Here is a 17,141-nt window from a genome sequence, read left to right on the forward strand (position 1 = left end):
ACGCGCGGTAGACTGGCGCAAGCCACCCGCGTTCCGCAAGCCTCGGTGTGCCGCCGGTGTGCGGAAATGCGTCACCCGCGGGCGGTGGGCGCAAAAAAAACGGCGGCCGTTTGCGCGGCCGCCGTCAAGGCTCCCCCGGGGCGCCTCACCCCGGTGCTGAAGAAGCGTTGCGGGTGATCAGGGGATCATCCAGGTGAACACGTAGGCCTGCAGGGTGGTGATGATGCCGACCATGCCGGCGAACAGCAGGCTGTGCTTGACGGTGAAGCGGAACAGGTCGGACTCCTTGCCCACCAGGCCGACCGCCGCGCAGGCCACCGCGATGGACTGCGGCGAGATCATCTTGCCGGTGACGCCGCCGGTGGTGTTGGCCGCCACCAGCAGGGTGTCGGAGACGCCGACCTGGTGCGCGGTGGTGGCCTGCAGCGAGCAGAACAGCGCATTGGATGAGGTGTCGGAGCCGGTCAGGAACACGCCCAGCCAGCCCAGGAAGGGGCTGAAGAACGGGAACAGCGCGCCGGTGCCGGCCAGCAGCAGGGCCAGGGTGGCCGACAGGCCCGAGTAGTTGGCCACGAAGGCGAAGGCCAGCACCATGCCGATGGAGTAGATCGGGCGCTTCAGCTCGACCACCGTCTCCTTGAGGGCCTTGGCGGCGTCGCTGGAGCGCATGCCCAGCACGACCATGCTGATGATGGCGGCGATGAAGATCGCGGTGCCGGTGGCCGACAGGATGTCGAGCTTGTACACCGCGGCGTAGGGGGTGGCCTTGGCGACGATGGGCTCCATCTTGATGACCAGCTTGTCGAGCATCGGCACCGGGAACTGGAACACCAGCGAATACAGCGGGCCGTCCTTGGCGAACAGCGCCTTGAAGGGCTTGAGGCTCCAGATGGTGACCATGACGGTCAGGATCACGAAGGGCGACCAGGCCTTGATGATCTGGCCGAAGCTGTGGTGGCTGTCCTCGCCCACTTCGGCGTGGTGCTGGTTGTCGAAGCGGAAGATGCGCTTGGGCTTCCAGTTCTTCAGGAAGACCGTCAGGCAGATCAGGCTGACCAGCGCCGAAGTGATGTCCGGCAGCTCGGGCCCGATGTAGTTGGCGGTGAAGAACTGGGTGATGGCGAAGCTCAGGCCGGCCACCAGGATCGCCGGCCAGGTCTCCTTGATGCCGCGCCAGCCGTCCATCATGGCGACCAGCCAGAAGGGCACGATCACCGACAGCAGCGGCAGCTGGCGGCCGGCCATCTGGCCGATCTTGAAGGGGTCGATGCCGGTCACCTGGCCACCGACGATGATGGGGATGCCCATCGCGCCGAAGGCCACCGGGGCGGTGTTGGCGATCAGGCACAGGCCGGCGGCGTAGAGCGGGTTGAAGCCCAGGCCCACCAGCAGCGCGGCGGTGATCGCCACCGGCGCGCCGAAACCGGCCGCGCCCTCCAGGAAGGCGCCGAACGAGAAGCCGACCAGCAGCATCTGCAGGCGCTGGTCGTCGGTGATCGACACCACCGAGGCGCGGATGATGTCGAACTGCCCGGTCTTGACGGTGATCTTGTAGAGGAACACCGCCGCGATGATGATCCAGGCGATCGGCCACAGGCCGTACAGGAAGCCGTAGCCGGCCGAGGCGAGAGCCATCTCGACGGGCATCTTGTAGAAGAAGATGGCGACGGCCAGCGCGATGGCCACCGTGATGGTGCCGGCCACGTGCCCCTTCATGCGCAGCACGGCCAGCGCGACGAAGAAGAAGATGATCGGCAGGGCGGCGACCAGCGAGGACAACCAGAGGTTGCCGAGCGGGTCGTAAATCTGCATCCAGGGTTGCATTCGGTGTTTCCTCCTTTGGTGAATGCGCGGTGTTGCGGGTGTGGGGGCGGTGGGAAAGGGGGGCGCAGGCCCGCGGGCCAGGTGTGTGCCTGGCGGGCGGGGGGTCAGCAGGTGGCCAGCCGGGCCGCCTCGGCGCTGCATTCGTCGAGCAGATGCACGATGGAGCGGTAGGGCAGGCCGGTGGCGTGGGTGAGGCCGATCTCGCAGGTCTGGTTGCTGGAGTAGCCGCCGCAGCAGCCGGCGGGCACCTCGGCGTGGAGCTTGCGCAGGGCGTAGGCGTTGAGCTCGGGCACCACGAAGCCGCGGTCGCCGCCGAAGCCGCAGCACTTCACCTCGGCGGGCAGCACCACCTCGTTGGCGCAGGCCGCGGCGAGCTGCCTGAGCTTGGCCTCGAAGCCCATCCGGCGGGCCGAGCAGTTGAGGTGCACCAGCACCGGGTCGGTCTTCTTGTGGAGCATCAGGCGCGGCAGCAGCGCGTCGTGGGCGAACTCGACGAGGTCGAGCACCGTGAGGCGCCCGGCGAGGAAGGTCTTCATGCGCAGGCTGCAGGCGCTGGCGTCGAGGATCACCGGGTATCTGCCGTTGTCGCTGGCCCGCAGCAGGGCGGCCTCGAGCTCGGCCGACTTGCGGTCGGCGTCGTCGGCGAGGCCCTTGCTGGCGAAGGACTGGCCGCAGCACAGGCTGCTTGCGCCCTCCGGCACGATGGGCGCGTAGCCGGCCCGCTCCAGCACGCGGATGACGGTGGCCGACAGGGCCTGCTCGGGCGTGTCGGCGCCGAACATGCGCCCGGCGCAGGTGGGGAAATACACCACCTTGTCGCCGCTGCCACGGGGGGCGCGGCTTGGTGAACCCAGAGGCTGTGGGCGCGGCATGCCGGCCTTCCAGGCGCCGCCGGTGAGCCGCCCGAGGGCCGAGGGGCCGACGATGGCCTCGGCCAGGTGGCCGGCCTTGAGGGCGGTGCGGGCGAGGGCCTGGGTGGCGCCGAAGTGGTTGGCGGCGACGCGACCGAGGCTGCGCGCGACGCTGGAGAGCCGCTCGCCGCGCACCGCGCGGGTGAGGGCTCCGGTCTCGATGCCCACCGGGCAGGCGGTGGAGCACAGCCCGCACGTGGCGCAGGTGTCGAGGCCCATGTAGAGGTAGTCCTCGCCGAGCTTGCCGGGAGCCTCGCCGGCGGCCTCCCGGCGCGACAGCTCGCGCCAGCCGACGATGCGCTGGCGGGGCGACAGGGTGAGGCCGTGGGACGGGCACTGGGGTTCGCAGAAGCCGCACTCGATGCAGCGGTCCACCGGCGCGTAGAGCTGGCCGGCGGCGGGCATCGGCTTGAGGTGCTTGAGGTGGGCGGCGGGGTCGTCGTTGATGATCACGCCGGGGTTGAGCAGGCCGTCGGGGTCGAAGAGCTGCTTGATCTCCTTCATCAGCCCGTAGGCCTGGGCGCCCCATTCGAGCTCGACGAAGGGGGCCATGTTGCGGCCGGTGCCGTGCTCGGCCTTCAGGGAGGCGTCGTACTTTTCGACCAGCACCGTGCACAGCTCGTCCATGAAGGCCGCGTAGCGGGCGACTTCCGCCTCGATGCCGAAGTCCTGGGTGAACACGAAGTGCACGTTGCCCTCCAGCGCGTGGCCGAAGATGATCGCCTCGTGGTAGCCGTGCTTCGCGAACAGGCGCTGCAGGTCGAGGCAGGCGGCGGCGAGGTCGGGCACGGCGACCGCCACGTCCTCGATGATCACCGTGGTGCCGGGCTTGCGTACCGCGCCGACGGCCGGGAAGGTGCCCTTGCGGACGTTCCACAGGCGCTCGATCTCGGCCGGGTCGGTGGTGAAGCCGGGGGCCTCGATGAGCGGGTGGGCGTGCAGCTCTGCCAGCACCGCCGCGATGCGCGCCTGCAGCTCGGGGGCGCCGGGGGCGCGGGTCTCGATGAGCAGCGCGGTGACGCCGTCGGGCAGGGTCTTGAGCTGCGGCGGCATGCCCGGCTTGTCGGCCACGCAACGCAGGGAGGCGCGGTCGAGCAGCTCGACGGCGTCCACGGGCCGTGCCTTGAGGCCGACCACCGCCCGGCAGGCGCTCACCATGTCGGGGAAGAAGGCCAGCGCGCTCGCCTTGTGGGCGTACTCGGGCACCGTGTGGTAGGTGACCTGGGAGATGAAACCGAGGGTGCCCTCGGAGCCGATCATCAGGTGGGCCAGGATGTCCACCGGGTCGGTGTAGTCCACCAGGGCGTTGAGGCTGTAGCCGGTGGTGTTCTTGATCTTGTATTTGCTGCGGATGCGGCTGGCCAGGGCGTCGTCGGCGCGCACCCGCGCGGCGAGCCCGGCGAGGCCGTCCAGCAGGGCGCCGTGGCTGGCCTTGAAGGCGGCCACGCTGGCGGCGTCGGCGGTGTCGAGCAGGGTGCCGTCAGCCAGCATCACGCGGATCGCGGCGAGGGTGTTGTAGCTGTTCTGGGCGGTGCCGCAGCACATGCCGGAGCTGTTGTTGGCGGCCATCCCGCCGATCTTGGCGGCGTTGATCGAGGCCGGGTCCGGCCCGATCTTGCGGCCCAGCGGGGCGAGGCGCCGGTTGACCTCGGCGCCGACGATGGCCGGGCCGACCCGCACCGTGGTGCCGCTGGCGGGGATGTGGCAGGTGGCGAAGCCTTCGCCGAGCAGCACCAGCACGCCGTCGGTGACGGCCTGGCCGCACAGGCTGGTGCCGGCGGCGCGGAAGGTGACCGGCCGCCCGTGGGCGCGGGCGATGCGGGTCACGTCGCGGACTTCGGTTTCGTCGTCCACCACGGCGACCACCTCGGGCACGAGGCGGTAGAAGCTGCCGTCGGTGCCGTAGGCGAGGCGGCGCAGTTCGTCGGTGATCACGCGTTCGGCGGGCAGCCGTTGGCGCAGGGCGTCGATGAGAGCGGACACGGAGGGGCCTCCCGTCAGGGATGAGGTTTGAATTTGGGGGGTGGGCATGTAGGGGCGACTTCAGTCGCCCCTACACCAGGCGGCGCTACCTTCGGTCTTTGACCATGTCCCTCAGCCTTCGCGGAGCGGGTTTGAGCGGCGTGCGGGCGGCGGTCCAGCCGCTCTGCTGCTTCGGGGTGAGAAAACGGAAGCGGGTCGCCAGCCAGCTGAAGGCCCGATAGGTGGCCGGGCGGGCGTAGAGCCGCGCCCACAGCTTCCACAGCAGGCTGACCTTCGGGTCGTGGCCGGCGCCCTGGCCGACCATCGCCGGGTTGGCGTGGGGGGCGCTCTGCGCTTCGCCGCGCAGGCGGATCAGCAGCTCGGGGATGGGGATCTTCACCGGGCACACCTCGCCGCAGGCGCCGCACAGGCTGGAGGCGGTGGGCAGCAGGTGGGTCTGCTCCAGGCCCAGCATGTGGGGCGAGACGATCTTGCCGATCGGGCCGGGGTAGGTGGTGCCGTAGGCGTGGCCGCCGATGCGGGTGTACACCGGGCAGTGGTTCATGCAGGCGCCGCAGCGGATGCACTGCAGGGTCTTGCGCAGCTGCTCGTCGGCGTAGGCCTGGCTGCGGCCGTTGTCGAGGAGCACCAGGTGCACCTCCTCGGGGCCGTCCCGGTCGCCGCCCCGGCGCGGGCCGGAGATCATGTTGAAGTAGGTCGACACCGCCTGCCCGGTGGCCGAGCGGGTGAGGATGGAGAACAGCGGCGCCACGTGTTCCAGCTTCTCGACCACCTTCTCGATGCCGGTGATGGCGATGTGCACCTTGGGCACGGTGGTGCACATGCGCCCGTTGCCTTCGTTCTCGACGAGGCACAGGGTGCCGGTCTCGGCCACCGCGAAGTTGACGCCCGACAGGCCGATGTCGGCTTCCTCGAACTTCTCGCGCAGCACCCGGCGGCCGATCTGGATGAGGGCGTCCACGTTGTCGGTGTAGTCGACGCCGGGGATGTGCTCGGCAAACAGCCTGGCGATCTGCTGCTTGGTCTGGTGGATCGCCGGCATGATGATGTGGGACGGCTTCTCGCCGGCCAGCTGGACGATGTATTCGCCCATGTCGGATTCGAGCGCGCCCACGCCGGCGGCTTCCATGGCGTGGTTGAACTCGATCTCCTCGCTCACCATCGACTTGCCCTTGACCACGAGCTTCGCGGCGTGGCGCCGGGCGATGGCGAGCATGATGGCGTTGGCCTCGTCCGGCGTTTCGGCCCAATGCACCTGCACGCCGTTGCGGGTGAGGCTGGCCTCGAGCTGTTCGAGCAGGTCGGGGAGGCGGGACAGGCTGTACTGGCGGATGGCTTCGGACAGCGCGCGCAGCGATTCCAGCTCGTCTGCGTCGGGAAACTGGGCGGCGCGCTTGGCCATCAGGAAGTCCATCGCGCCGCGGAAGCTCTGGCGCAGGTGGGCATCGTTCACCGCGTCGTGCATCCGCGCGCGCAGGGCCTGGGCCGACACGAAGGCGATGGGCTGGCCGGCGGTCTTCTGGGCCTGGGTGCTCATTGCGCGTCTCCTTCGGCGTTGATGACCAGCACGACGAGCTCCTTGGGGCCGTGGGCGCCGTAGGCCAGGGTCTGCTGGATGTCGGCGGTCTTCGACGGGCCGGAGATCAGCAGCGCGTTGGTGGGCAGGCCGGCGGCCCAGTTCTCGCTCACCAGGGCGTCGTAGAAAGTGGGGTGAATGGTGGCGGCGTCGAGCAGCGCGAAGTGGATCGGCGGCACCAGTGACAGGCTGCGCGGCTCGTCGGCGGACGACCACAGGATCAGGCTGCCGGTCTCGGCGATGGCGCCGCGGGCCTGGGTGAAGCCGGCGTCCACCCGGTGGAACAGGTCGGCCTTGATGTCCTCGAACTGGCCGGCCCACGGGCGCAGCGTGGTGGCGTCGCAACCGGCCTCGGCCAGGCGCCGGCCGGCCGGAGTGTTGGCGCCGAACATCAGGGTGCCCACCTGCTTGTCGGCACACAACCGGGCGAGCAGGGCCGGCCAGTCGGCCTCGCTGCTCACATGCACTTCGGCGTGAAAGCCCTCGATGCCGGTGCGGAAGCGGGCCAGGCGCGCGGCTTTGGCTTCGCCACGGGCGCGGGGCGCGTAGTGGGCGGCGAGGTCGGGCAGGGGGTCCGGCTGGGCCGGCTGGCTGCCGCGCAGTTTGGTGAGGATGCGGTCGCGGGCGCTCATTGCTGGTCCCCCGCCGGGCTACCGCCAGTGCGACGCAGCAGGAAGGTGGCCAGGTGCTCGCCGGGCAGCGAAGGCTTGCTGCGGCCTGCGTCCTGGTCTTCGCGGGCGGCGCGCTGGGTGATGTTGAGCATGCAGCCGCAGTCGGCGGTGACCAGCTGGCTGGCGCCGGTGGCCTTCAGCGCGGCCACCTTGTCGCTGACCATCGCGGTGGAGACGTCGGGGTGCTTGAGCGAGAAGGTGCCGCCGAAGCCGCAGCATTCCGATTCGTGGTCGTGGTGGGCGAGGGTCACGTTGCCGAGGCGGGCCAGCAGTTCGCGGCCGACCAGGTGGGTGCCCATCTCACGCCGCGCGGAGCACGAGGTGTGCAGCGTGACGGTGGTGGCCGGGCCTTCGTCCTTGCGGTTGAAGCCGACCACGTGCAGCAGGAACTCGGCGAGCTCGAAGGTGCGCGCGGCGATCGCCGCAGCCCGGGCCTTGAGGGCCGGGTCGGCGCCGACCACCTTCTCCCAGTGCCAGCGGATCATCCCGCCGCAGGAGCCGGACGGCACCACGATGGGATAGTCGCCGGGAAACAGGTCGAGCTGCGACGCCACCACCCGGCGGGCTTCGTCGGGGAAGCCGCTGGTGAAGGCCGGCTGGCCGCAGCAGGTCTGGTTGTCGGGGAAGATCACCCGGATGCCTTCGCGCTCCAGGAGGGTGATGGCGTCCATGCCGGCCTCGGGCACGAACATGTCCACCAGGCAGGTGGCATAAAAGTACACCGCCTCGGGGCGGGGCGGATAGCTGCGCGTGGGCGTGCCCGGCATGTGGCTGCTCATGTCTCCTCCTGTCCTGCCGGCGGGCGTCGGGTGCTCCGTCGCCGCGGCGGTCTGCGATCTGGTCATGATTTACGGTAAATTGGTAATACCAACCAATCCGATGGAGCGAAAATCTACCCGCGGGTCGGCGAGAAGTCAATCTTATGAGCGCATCAAAACTTTGATTTGATGGCGTTCTACGGGTAAACCGTTAGCGCGAGCGCCCGCCCGGCTTGTCCTGATGCGGACGCTGAAAGTAGAATTTTGGTCAGACCAATTGAGAGACCCCGCCCATGGCCACCGGCAAGCTCGCAGTCCCGCGCCTCTCCGACACCATCGCCCACGAACTCGAGCGCCGCATCCTGGATGGCGCCCTCAAGCCCGGCGACCGCCTGCAGCCTGAACGCGAGCTGGCCGCCGAGCTGGGCGTGTCGCGGCCGTCCCTCCGCGAGGCGATCCAGAAGCTGGTTTCAAAGGGCCTGCTGCACAGCCGCCAGGGCGGCGGCACCTACGTCACCGATCGCCTCGATGCCGGCTTCACCGACCCCTGGCAGGAGATGCTCCGCCAGCACCCCGACATCCAGGCGGACCTGCTCGAATTCCGCGGGATGCTCGAATGCGAGGCCGCGGCCCTCGCCGCCAGCCGGGCCACCGAGGCCGACCTGCTGCGCATCGGCGCCGCCTTCGAGCGCCTGGAGGCCGTCTTCGCCGAGGGCACTTCGCCGGAGGTGCTGGCCCAGCAGGTGGATGCGGACCTCTCCTTCCACCAGGCGATCGCCGAGGCCGCCCACAACGTGATGTTCGGCCACCTCACGGCCAGCCTGTTCCGGGTCATCAACGACCACATCGACCGCAATCTGCGCCACCTGCGCGGCCAGGCGAGCAACTGGCTCGACCTGCAGGGCCAGCACCAGGCCATCTGGGACGGCATCCGCCGGCGCGACCCGGCCGCCGCCCGGGCCGCCGTGCGCCGCCACATCGACTTCGTGCACGAGAGCATGCAGGCCCGCGCCCTCCACGAGGAGCGCGAGCGGCGGGCCCGCACCCCCCGCGCCAGCGTCACCGCCACCCCCGGGTGAGCGCCGGCGGAGGAGGGCTCGAGAAGCACAAAACGGCGCGATATTGCGTGATATTTTTAACGTATTTAACAAGTTTGCTACCATCGAGCCATGTCTGTAGCCCCATCGTCCCCGTTGCCCCGTGCCGTGCCGCCTGCCCGTCGCCTGCCGGGCGGGTGTCTCCTGCCCGCCGCGCTGGGTTTGGCCGGGCCCTGTCACGCCGGCGAGGCCGCCGCCGCGGGGGGGGCGCTCACCGAGGGGCTGGTCGTCGGCGGGGGGCTGTTCCTGCTGCTGGCGGCCCTGACCGTGCTGACCCTGTGCGCCTTCCAGGGGCGCCGGCGGGCGGTGGAGCTGAAGCGGGCCGAGGCCGAGCGCCGGGCCCGGGAGGCGGAGGCGGCGAGTGATCGCGACCGCCGGGCCTTCGAAGACCAGCGCCACCTGCTGTCGATGATGGCCCACGAGTTCCGCACGCCGCTGGCGATCATCGACGCATCGGTGCAGTCCCTGCGCCTGCTCGACGAGGACGCCACGCCGGAGCGGCTCAACCGCTTCGGCCGCATCGCGCGGGCGGTGGAGCGGATGAACGGCCTGCTCGAACTCGTGCAGACCCGCGACCGCTTCGATGTGTCGGTGTGGACCCAGGATCTCGCCAAGTGCGACCTCGCCGACGTGACGGCGGACGCCCTCGACATCGTCGGTGCCCACGCGGAGCAGCGGGTGGTCGTGCAGAGCGCCGACGGCGTGCCGCCCCTGGAGGCCGACCACCGCATGCTGCGCTACGCGCTCCTCAACCTGATCGACAACGCCCTCAAGTACTCGCCGCGGGGTTCGCGGGTGGATGTGTCGATCAAGCCGATGCAGTGCGACGGCCGCGCCGGCCTGCTCTGGACGATCCTCGACCAGGGGCGCGGCATCGCCGCCGCCGACCGGGAGCGGATCTTCGAAAAATACTACCGATCCGACGACACCTCCGAGACCGCCGGGCTGGGCCTCGGCCTCTACATCGTGCGGCAGATCATCCAGCGCCATCAGGGTTCGGTGCGCGCGGTGGTCGGCGAGCCGGGCAACGGGGGCTGTTTCGAATGCTGGCTGCCGCTGGCGCAGTGCCCGGAAGGAGGGCAAGCATGATTCACATCGCCGTCGTCGAAGACAACGAAGACCTGCGCGACGAGGTCGTCTTTCACCTGGGCCGGATGGGCCACTGCGTCACCGGCCTGCCGGACGGCACAGCCCTCGACCGCCACCTCGCAAGCCAGCCGACCGACGTGCTGGTGCTCGACCTCGGCCTGCCGGGCGAGGACGGGGTCAGCATCGCCCGGCGGCTGGCGGTGTCGCACCCGCGGCTGGCGATCGCCATGCTCACCGCCCGGGGGCAGCTGGAGGACCGGCTGGTGGGCCTGGAGAGCGGGGCGGACATCTACCTCGTCAAGCCCGTGGACATGCGCGAGCTGTCGGCCGTCTGCGAGAGCCTGTACCGCCGCCTGCACCGGGTCGACGTGCCCGAGCGGCCCGCCGAGGGCTGGCAGCTCGACATGCAGTCCCTCGAGCTGGTGCCGCCGGGCGGGGCGGCGATCCTGCTTACGCCCACCGAATTCAAGCTGATGAAGGTGCTGGCCGAAGCGGCGCCCGAGCCCGCCCGCCGCGGCGACCTCGCCGCGGCGATGGGCCACCCGGAGCTGGATTTCGACTTCCGCCGCCTCGAGACGGCGCTGAGCCGCCTGCGCCGCAAGATCGAGATGCGCTTCGGCGAGGCCGCCACCCTGCGCAGCGCCCGTAACGTGGGCTACGTGTTTGCCGCGCCGATCCGCCTGTGGCAAGGCTGACGGCGAGGAGTGATTTGTTTTAATTGTCGAAAACATCATTTCTGTCAGCAAAAGACAGCAAATTATCGTTTTTGTTGATTAATGTTAGGGTCGGTATGAACAACTACACCGACCCATGTCCCCCAAAGCTCAATCCACCGCCACGCTAGAGGCGGGTTCGCCCGAACTCCGGTTCGCACTGGGCGAATTGCGGAGCACGCTGCGGCGTGCCCTGGCCTTCGGGCTGTGCGCCAGCCTGCTGGCGCTGACACCCTCCTGGTACATGCTCGAGGTGTATGACCGGGTGGTGAACAGCCGCAATGGCCTCACCCTGCTGATGCTCACCCTGGCCGTGCTGCTGGCCTACGCGGTGATCCAGGTGCAGGAGTGGACCCGCGAGGCGCTGCTGCGCCATGCCGCGCGGAGCTTCGACCAGCGCCTGGGCGGGCGGGTGTTCGACGCCGCCCTGCGGGCGATCCGCCTGCGCACCCCGGGCGGCGGCCAGCAGGCCGTGCAGGATCTGCACACGGTGTCGGAGTTTCTCCGCTCGCCGGTCATCACCGCGGCCTTCGAGGCCCCGATGGTGGTCGTCTTCGTGCTGCTGGTGAGTGCCATCTCGCCGTGGCTGGGCGTGGTGACGGTGGCGGCGGCGCTGCTCCAGGGGCTGATCGGCTGGTGCAACGAGCGGGCCACCGGGCCGGCGCTGCGCGAGGCCAACCGCAAGGCCTATGCCGCCCACCAGCACGCCGACCGCCTGCTGCAGAACGCCCAGGTGGTGCACTCGATGGGCATGCTCGCCAACGTGCACGGGCGCTGGGTGCAGCGCCACCAGGAGGCCCTGGCCGACCAGGCCCGCGCCTCCCTCTCCGCCGGCAACTGGCAGGCCGTCTCGCGCCTGCTGCAGAACGTGCTCAGCTCGGCCCTGCTGGGCCTCAGCTGCTGGCTGCTGCTGCATGACCAGCTGAACGGCGGCGGCGGCATGCTGGTGGTGTCGGGCATCTTCGGCGCCCGCGCGCTGGCGCCCTTCAACCAGCTGGTGGGCCAGTGGCCGACGGTGGTCGGCGCCCGCGAAGCCTGGCGCCGGCTCGTCGCCCTGCTGGCGTCGCAGCCGGCGCTGCCGCCCGGCATGCCGCTGCCGCCACCCCAGGGCCGCCTCACGGTGGAGCGGGTGGCCGCCGGCGCCCCGGGCACCCCGGCGACGCTGTTGCGGGAGCTCAACTTCGCCCTCGCCCCGGGCGAGGTGGTCGCGGTGATCGGCCCCTCCGGCGCCGGCAAGACCTGCCTCGCGCGGACCCTCCTCGGGCTGTGGCCGGCCTCGTCCGGCAAGGTGCGCCTCGACGGCGTGGACATCGCCACCTGGCCGAAGGCCGAGCTCGGCCCCCACCTGGGCTACCTGCCCCAGGGCATCGAGCTGCTCGACGGCACCCTCGCCGACAACATCGCCCGCTTCGGCCCCCCCGACCCGGCGCGGCTGCAGGCCGCCATCGAGGCCGCCGGCCTGTACGAGTTCGTGCAGTCGCTGCCGGAGGGGCTCGAGACCCCAATCGGCCCGGGCGGCGCGCGCCTCTCCGGCGGCCAGCGCCAGCGCGTCGGGCTGGCCCGCGCCATCTACGGCCAGCCGGCGCTGGTGGTGCTGGACGAGCCCAACGCCAGCCTCGACGAGGCCGGCGACGTGGCCCTCGCCCAGCTCATCGAGACGCGCAAGCAGGCCGGCACCACCTTCGTGGTCATCACCCACCGCACCAGCGTGCTCGCGGTGGCCGACAAGGTGCTGCTGCTGGTCGATGGCCAGCAGCAGGCCTTCGGCCCCCGCGACGAGGTGCTCGCGGCCATCCAGCGCGCCAACCAGCAGGCCCACGCGGCGCGGGCCGCCGGCACGCCGACCGTCTTCCCGCCGGCGGTGCGTGCGCCGGCCAACGTCTGAGTCCGCCATGAAACCGTCTTCTCCCTTCCTTGCCGGCCGCAGCGAGCTGGTGCGCGCGCTGGCCGCCCATCGCGACGCCCTGGTCCGGGTCGGTCTCGTCAGCCTGCTGGTCAATCTGCTGATGTTGACCCCGACCCTCTACATGCTGCAGGTCTACGACCGGGTGGTGGTGAGCCGCAACGAGCTCACCCTGCTGGCGGTGTCGCTGATCGCGCTGCTGCTGTTCGCCGTGATCGCGGGGGCCGAGGCGCTGCGCTCGCGGCTGCTGGTGAAGGCCAGCGCGGCGATCGAGGCCCGCCTGGGCCTGCGGGTGTTCGGCGCGGCCTTCGAGGCCAGCCTCAACCCGCTGTCGGGCGACGGCGCCCGGGCGCTCGGCGACCTCACCACGCTGCGCCAGTTTCTCACCGGCCAGGCCGTGTTCGCCTTCTTCGACGCGCCCTGGACCCCGATCTACATCCTGGTGCTCTACCTGCTGCACCCGGCGCTGGGGGCCGCCGCGCTGCTGTTCGGCATCCTGCAGACGGTGCTGGCGGCCTGGAGCCATCGCCAGAGCGTGGCGCCGGCCCAGCAGGCGGCCGACGCGGCCCAGCGCGAGCAGGCCCTGGTGGGCGGCATCAGCCGCAACGCCGAGGCCGTCGAGGCGATGGGCATGGCGCCGGCGCTCCACCAGCGCTGGGCGGGCCTGCGCCGGGAGCGCCGCGACAGCGCCGGCGCCCAGCAGGAGCTGGGCCAGCGCCTCGGCGCGGTGAGCAAGTTCACCCGCCAGGCCCAGCAGTCGCTGATCCTCGGGCTGGGCGCGCTGCTGGTCATCGACGGCCAGCTCACCGCCGGCGCGATGATCGCCGCCAACGTGCTGACCACCCGCGCCCTCGCCCCCATCGACACCCTGGTGGGCAGCTGGCGGGTGGCGATCGCCGCCCGCGAGGCGTTCGGCCGCCTGGAGCGGCTGCTGGAGGGCTTCCCCCCGCGGGAGGCCCACCCGGTGCCCGCCGAGCCGGCCGGCTTCGTGACGCTCCGCCAGGTGAGCGCGATGGTCCCCGGCCGCGAGGCGCCGGTGCTCGACTACATCGACCTGAAGCTGGAGCCCGGCACCGTGACGGCGCTGATCGGCCCGTCGGGCTCCGGCAAGTCGACCCTGGCGCGGGTGATCATGGGCGTGTGGCCCGACGTGCGGGGCGAGGTGCTCCTCGACGGCGAGCCGCTGGAGAACTTCGACCGCGCCCGGCTCGGCCCGCAGCTCGGCTACCTGCCCCAGGACATCGAGCTCTTCGAGGGCAGCGTCGCCGACAACATCGCCCGCTTCGGCCAGCCCGACCCCAACAAGGTGATCGTCGCCGCCCAGGCCTGCGGCCTGCACGAGGCCATCCTGCGGCTGCCCCGCGGCTACGACACCCCGGTGGGCGAGGCCGGCCACCTGCTCTCCGCCGGGATGCGCCAGCGCATCGGGCTGGCCCGCGCCGTGTATGGCAAGCCCGCCCTGGTGGTGCTCGACGAGCCCAACGCCAACCTCGACGAGGCAGGCGAGCTGGCCCTGTCGCGTCTGCTCCATCACCTCGGTGAGATCGGCAGCACCGTGCTGGTCGCCAGCCACCGGCCCGGCGTCCTCGGCGTGGCCGGGCGGGTGGTGGCCATGCAGGCCGGCCGCGTGCGCTTCGACGGCCCCCGCGACGAGGTGCTCGTAGCGCTGCGCTCCCGGGCGCCCGCCCCCGACACCGCCCCTCCCCAGCCCCCCGGTTTCGACCCGCTGACGGCGCATCCCTGAGCCGCGCCGCCCCTTTTCCGACGAGTCCATCATGCCCAATTCCCATCGCCCCGACCCGCTGCTGCGGGATGAATTCGACACCGTGGCCGACGCCGCCCGCCGCGAGCCCGCCTCGGTCAGCCCGATCGCCCCCGACGCCGACAGCGGCGCCCGGCGCGCCACCCGCATCGGCCTCGCCCTCAGCCTGGCCGGCCTCGTCGCCGCCCTCGGCTGGGCGGCCTTCGCGCCCCTCGACGAGGGCGTGCCGGCCCCCGGCAGCGTGGTCGTCGACACCAAGCGCAAGGCCGTCCAGCACCCGGTTGGCGGCATCGTGCGCGGCGTGCAGGTGGGGGAGGGCGCCATGGTGCGCAAGGGCGACCTGCTGCTGACCCTCGACGATGCCGCCGCCCGCGCCAACCACGAGGCCGTGCGCCAGCGTTACCTGGGGCTGCGCGCCGCCGAGGCGCGGCTGGTGGCCGAGCGCGACGGCAAGCCGGAGATGGTCGCCCACCCCGACCTCGCGGCGGCCCAGTCCGACCCGGTGATCCAGACCCAGTGGCTGGCCCAGCAGAGCCTGCTCACCTCGCGGCGCGCCGCGCTCGCGGCCGAGCTGGCCGGCATCGACGAGAACCGCCGGGCCCAGCTGGCGGCCATCGAGTCGTTCAAGGGCATGCTCGCCAACCGCCAGAGCCAGCTGGCGCTGCTCAAGGAAGAGCTGGAGCAGACCCGCGGCCTGGTGGCCGAAGGCTACGCGCCGCGCAATCGCCAGCTCGAGCTGGGGCGGATGGTTGCCGAGACCCAGGCCGCCATCGCCGACCTGCAGGGCAACCTGCTGCGCAGCCAGCGGGCGATTGGCGAGCTGGGCCAGCGCGCCCTGCAGCGCAAGAGCGAATACCGCAAGGAGGTGGGCGACGCCCTGACCGAGATCTACCGCGAGCTGCAGGCCGACGCCGACAAGATGCGCGCCACCGCCGACGAGCTGGCCCGCACCGAAGTGCGCGCGCCGGCCGACGGGCAGGTCGTCGGGCTGGCGGTGCAGACCGTCGGTGCGGTGATCCAGCCGGCCCAGAAGGTCGCCGACGTGGTGCCGGCCGGCGAGGCGCTGCTCCTCGAGGCGCGCATCCCGCCGCACCTCATCGACCGGGTGCGCACCGGCCAGGACGTGGATGTGCGCTTCAGCGGCTTTGCCCACTCGCCCCAGCTGGTGGTGGACGGCAAGGTCCAGTCGGTGTCCGGCGACGTGCTCGCCGACCCCAGCGGGCAGCAGACCTTCTACCTGGCCCGCGTGGCGGTGACCGCCGACGGCCTGCGCACCCTGGGCAGCCGACAGCTGCAGCCCGGCATGCCGGTGGAGGTGGTGTTCCGCACCGGCGAGCGTTCGCTGCTCACCTACCTGGTGCACCCGCTGGTCAAGCGGCTCGCCGCCTCGATGAAGGAGGAGTGACCATGGCCCGCCTTGCTTCCATCGCGATCCGCCGGGGCCTGCTGGCCTGCCTGGCGGGCTGCGCCACCCTGGCCTCGGCCGCCGGCCCGGCCCGCCTCGACCTCGCCAGCGCCTGGCAGGCGGCCCTCGCCAACGACCCGACCGTGCGCGCCGCCGCCGCCGGCGTCGAGTCGGGCCGCGAGCTGCTGCCCCAGGCCGAGGCCCAGCTGCTGCCCCAGGTGGCCTTCAGCTACAACCGCTCGGTCAACGAGCTGAGCAGCACCTCGCCCAACCTCGTCGGCCAGCGCATCACCTCCGACCGCAACTACATGAGCAGCACGGCGCTCCTCAGCGTGCGCCAGCCCCTGATCCAGCCGGCCCTGTGGGCCGCCGTGCGGCAGGCCCGGGCCCAGGGGGCGGATGCCGAGTCGCAGTTCGCCAACACCCGCCAGCAGCTCGCCGCGCGGCTCGCCGAGGCCTACTTCGCGCTGCTCCTCGCCGACGACCAGATCGCCCTCGTCGAATCCCAGCGCATCGCCCACGGCACCCAGCTCGACGCCGCCCGCAAGGCGCTGGCGGCGGGCTCCGGCACCCGCACCGACATCGACGAAGCCCAGGCCCGCCTCGACATGGACGTGGCCCAGGCCCTCGAAGCCCGCCAGCAGGCGCTGCTCGCCCGGCGCCAGCTGGCGCAGCTCGTCGGCATGGGCTTTGCCGACGTGGCGCCCCTCGACCTCGGCCGCCTCGCCGCCCAGCCGCCCCAGGTGGGCGAGCTCGACGACTGGCTGCAGCTCGCCGAGCAGAACAGCGCCGAGCTCCGCTCGCAGCAGGCCCGCCTCGAGGCGGCCACGGAGGAGGTGGCCAAGGCCCGCGCCCGCCACCTGCCCACCCTCGACGCGGTTGCCCAGTACAACCGCAGCGACAGCGAGACCATCAGCCGGATCGACGCCACCAGCAACACCACCAGCATCGGCATGCAGCTCAACGTGCCGATCTATTCGGGGGGCGGCGTCCAGTCGGCCCTGCGCCAGGCGGTGGCCGAGCGCACCAAGGCCGCCGAGAACCTCGCCGCCCTGCGCGCCGACCTCGGCCTGCGCCTGCACCGCGAGTACCGCGGCCTCAGCGAGGGCCTGCTGCGGGCCCGCGCGCTGGAGCAGGCGGTGCGCTCCGCCGAGCAGATGGTCAGCTCCAGCCAGCGCAGCTTCCAGGCCGGCGTGCGGACCACGCTGGACGTGCTCAACGCCCAGCAGCAACTCGCCACGGCCCGCCGCGACCTGTCCCAGGCCCGCTACACCGCGCTGCTGTCGCTGGTCCGCCTGCAGGCGCTGGCCGGCGTGTTCGACGAGGCCCGGCTGGCCCGCCTCAACGACTGGCTGCAACGCTAAATTAAGAAAATCGATAAAACGCAAAATTAAGTTGTGAGTTTTTGTCAGCTTTGGCGAATTTATTCGCGCTAAGGTTGGCACAACC

General features: G+C 71.3%; 12 protein-coding genes. 7 read left to right on the forward strand and 5 right to left on the reverse strand.

Features of this window, described 5'->3' with window-relative positions; all coding sequences use genetic code 11:
• Positions 1-177 precede the first annotated feature (177 nt).
• The 5 genes from lldP to ACE3OU_RS05955 all read right to left on the reverse strand — a co-directional run bounded on the left by lldP (position 178) and on the right by ACE3OU_RS05955 (position 7,744).
• Complete coding sequence (gene lldP / locus ACE3OU_RS05935) at positions 178-1,824, reverse strand: L-lactate permease (protein ID WP_374240620.1); 1,647 nt, start codon at positions 1,822-1,824, stop codon at positions 178-180.
• Positions 1,825-1,928: 104 nt separating this feature from the next.
• On the reverse strand, positions 1,929-4,718 hold the full coding sequence (locus ACE3OU_RS05940) for an FAD-binding and (Fe-S)-binding domain-containing protein (RefSeq protein ID WP_374240621.1): 2,790 nt from the start codon (positions 4,716-4,718) through the stop codon (positions 1,929-1,931).
• 85 nt (positions 4,719-4,803) lie between these two features.
• Complete coding sequence (locus ACE3OU_RS05945) at positions 4,804-6,255, reverse strand: LutB/LldF family L-lactate oxidation iron-sulfur protein (protein ID WP_374240622.1); 1,452 nt, start codon at positions 6,253-6,255, stop codon at positions 4,804-4,806.
• On the reverse strand, positions 6,252-6,926 hold the full coding sequence (locus ACE3OU_RS05950) for a lactate utilization protein C (protein WP_374240623.1): 675 nt from the start codon (positions 6,924-6,926) through the stop codon (positions 6,252-6,254). The genes ACE3OU_RS05945 and ACE3OU_RS05950 overlap by 4 nt, the downstream gene beginning before the upstream one ends.
• A complete protein-coding gene (locus tag ACE3OU_RS05955; RefSeq protein ID WP_374240624.1) occupies positions 6,923-7,744 on the reverse strand; it encodes a (Fe-S)-binding protein in 822 nt (273 codons plus the stop codon). Before ACE3OU_RS05955 ends, ACE3OU_RS05950 begins: the two co-directional genes overlap by 4 nt.
• Before the next feature lie 272 nt (positions 7,745-8,016).
• On the opposite strand from ACE3OU_RS05955, the gene ACE3OU_RS05960 reads away from it, so the two are divergent.
• The 7 genes from ACE3OU_RS05960 (at position 8,017) to ACE3OU_RS05990 (ending at position 17,056) form a co-directional block, all read left to right on the forward strand.
• Positions 8,017-8,802 (forward strand): FCD domain-containing protein, encoded by a 786-nt coding sequence (locus ACE3OU_RS05960; RefSeq protein ID WP_374240625.1) that lies wholly within the window; start codon positions 8,017-8,019, stop codon positions 8,800-8,802.
• Positions 8,803-8,982: 180 nt separating this feature from the next.
• Entirely contained in the window at positions 8,983-9,909 is a 927-nt protein-coding gene (locus ACE3OU_RS05965) for a sensor histidine kinase (RefSeq protein ID WP_374240626.1), read from the forward strand.
• The gene (locus ACE3OU_RS05970) at positions 9,906-10,604 is read left to right on the forward strand and encodes a response regulator transcription factor (protein WP_374240627.1); all 699 of its coding nucleotides are present in this window, start codon (positions 9,906-9,908) and stop codon (positions 10,602-10,604) included. Before ACE3OU_RS05965 ends, ACE3OU_RS05970 begins: the two co-directional genes overlap by 4 nt.
• Before the next feature lie 115 nt (positions 10,605-10,719).
• Entirely contained in the window at positions 10,720-12,507 is a 1,788-nt protein-coding gene (locus tag ACE3OU_RS05975) for a type I secretion system permease/ATPase (RefSeq protein ID WP_374240628.1), read from the forward strand.
• 7 nt (positions 12,508-12,514) lie between these two features.
• A complete protein-coding gene (locus ACE3OU_RS05980; RefSeq protein WP_374240629.1) occupies positions 12,515-14,269 on the forward strand; it encodes a type I secretion system permease/ATPase in 1,755 nt (584 codons plus the stop codon).
• A gap of 31 nt (positions 14,270-14,300) precedes the next feature.
• Complete coding sequence (locus tag ACE3OU_RS05985; RefSeq protein ID WP_374240630.1) at positions 14,301-15,692, forward strand: HlyD family type I secretion periplasmic adaptor subunit; 1,392 nt, start codon at positions 14,301-14,303, stop codon at positions 15,690-15,692.
• Positions 15,693-15,694: 2 nt separating this feature from the next.
• Positions 15,695-17,056: a TolC family outer membrane protein gene (locus ACE3OU_RS05990; RefSeq protein ID WP_374240631.1), complete on the forward strand. Its 1,362-nt coding sequence runs from the start codon at positions 15,695-15,697 to the stop codon at positions 17,054-17,056.
• The last annotated feature ends 85 nt before the right edge of the window (positions 17,057-17,141 follow it).

It is taken from the genome of Zoogloea sp. (assembly GCF_041908905.1).
Classification (GTDB): domain Bacteria; phylum Pseudomonadota; class Gammaproteobacteria; order Burkholderiales; family Rhodocyclaceae; genus Zoogloea.

Bases quoted from the DNA above. Each gene is read 5' to 3' on its own strand.
- ACE3OU_RS05975 (WP_374240628.1), top strand. From the start codon at position 10,720: ATGTCCCCCAAAGCTCAATCCACCGCCACGCTAGAGGCGGGTTCGCCC.
- ACE3OU_RS05990 (WP_374240631.1), top strand. From the start codon at position 15,695: ATGGCCCGCCTTGCTTCCATCGCGATCCGCCGGGGCCTGCTGGCCTGC.
- ACE3OU_RS05970 (WP_374240627.1), top strand. From the start codon at position 9,906: ATGATTCACATCGCCGTCGTCGAAGACAACGAAGACCTGCGCGACGAG.
- ACE3OU_RS05980 (WP_374240629.1), top strand. From the start codon at position 12,515: ATGAAACCGTCTTCTCCCTTCCTTGCCGGCCGCAGCGAGCTGGTGCGC.
- ACE3OU_RS05985 (WP_374240630.1), top strand. From the start codon at position 14,301: ATGCCCAATTCCCATCGCCCCGACCCGCTGCTGCGGGATGAATTCGAC.
- lldP (WP_374240620.1), bottom strand. From the start codon at position 1,824: ATGCAACCCTGGATGCAGATTTACGACCCGCTCGGCAACCTCTGGTTG.
- ACE3OU_RS05960 (WP_374240625.1), top strand. From the start codon at position 8,017: ATGGCCACCGGCAAGCTCGCAGTCCCGCGCCTCTCCGACACCATCGCC.
- ACE3OU_RS05945 (WP_374240622.1), bottom strand. From the start codon at position 6,255: ATGAGCACCCAGGCCCAGAAGACCGCCGGCCAGCCCATCGCCTTCGTG.
- ACE3OU_RS05955 (WP_374240624.1), bottom strand. From the start codon at position 7,744: ATGAGCAGCCACATGCCGGGCACGCCCACGCGCAGCTATCCGCCCCGC.
- ACE3OU_RS05950 (WP_374240623.1), bottom strand. From the start codon at position 6,926: ATGAGCGCCCGCGACCGCATCCTCACCAAACTGCGCGGCAGCCAGCCG.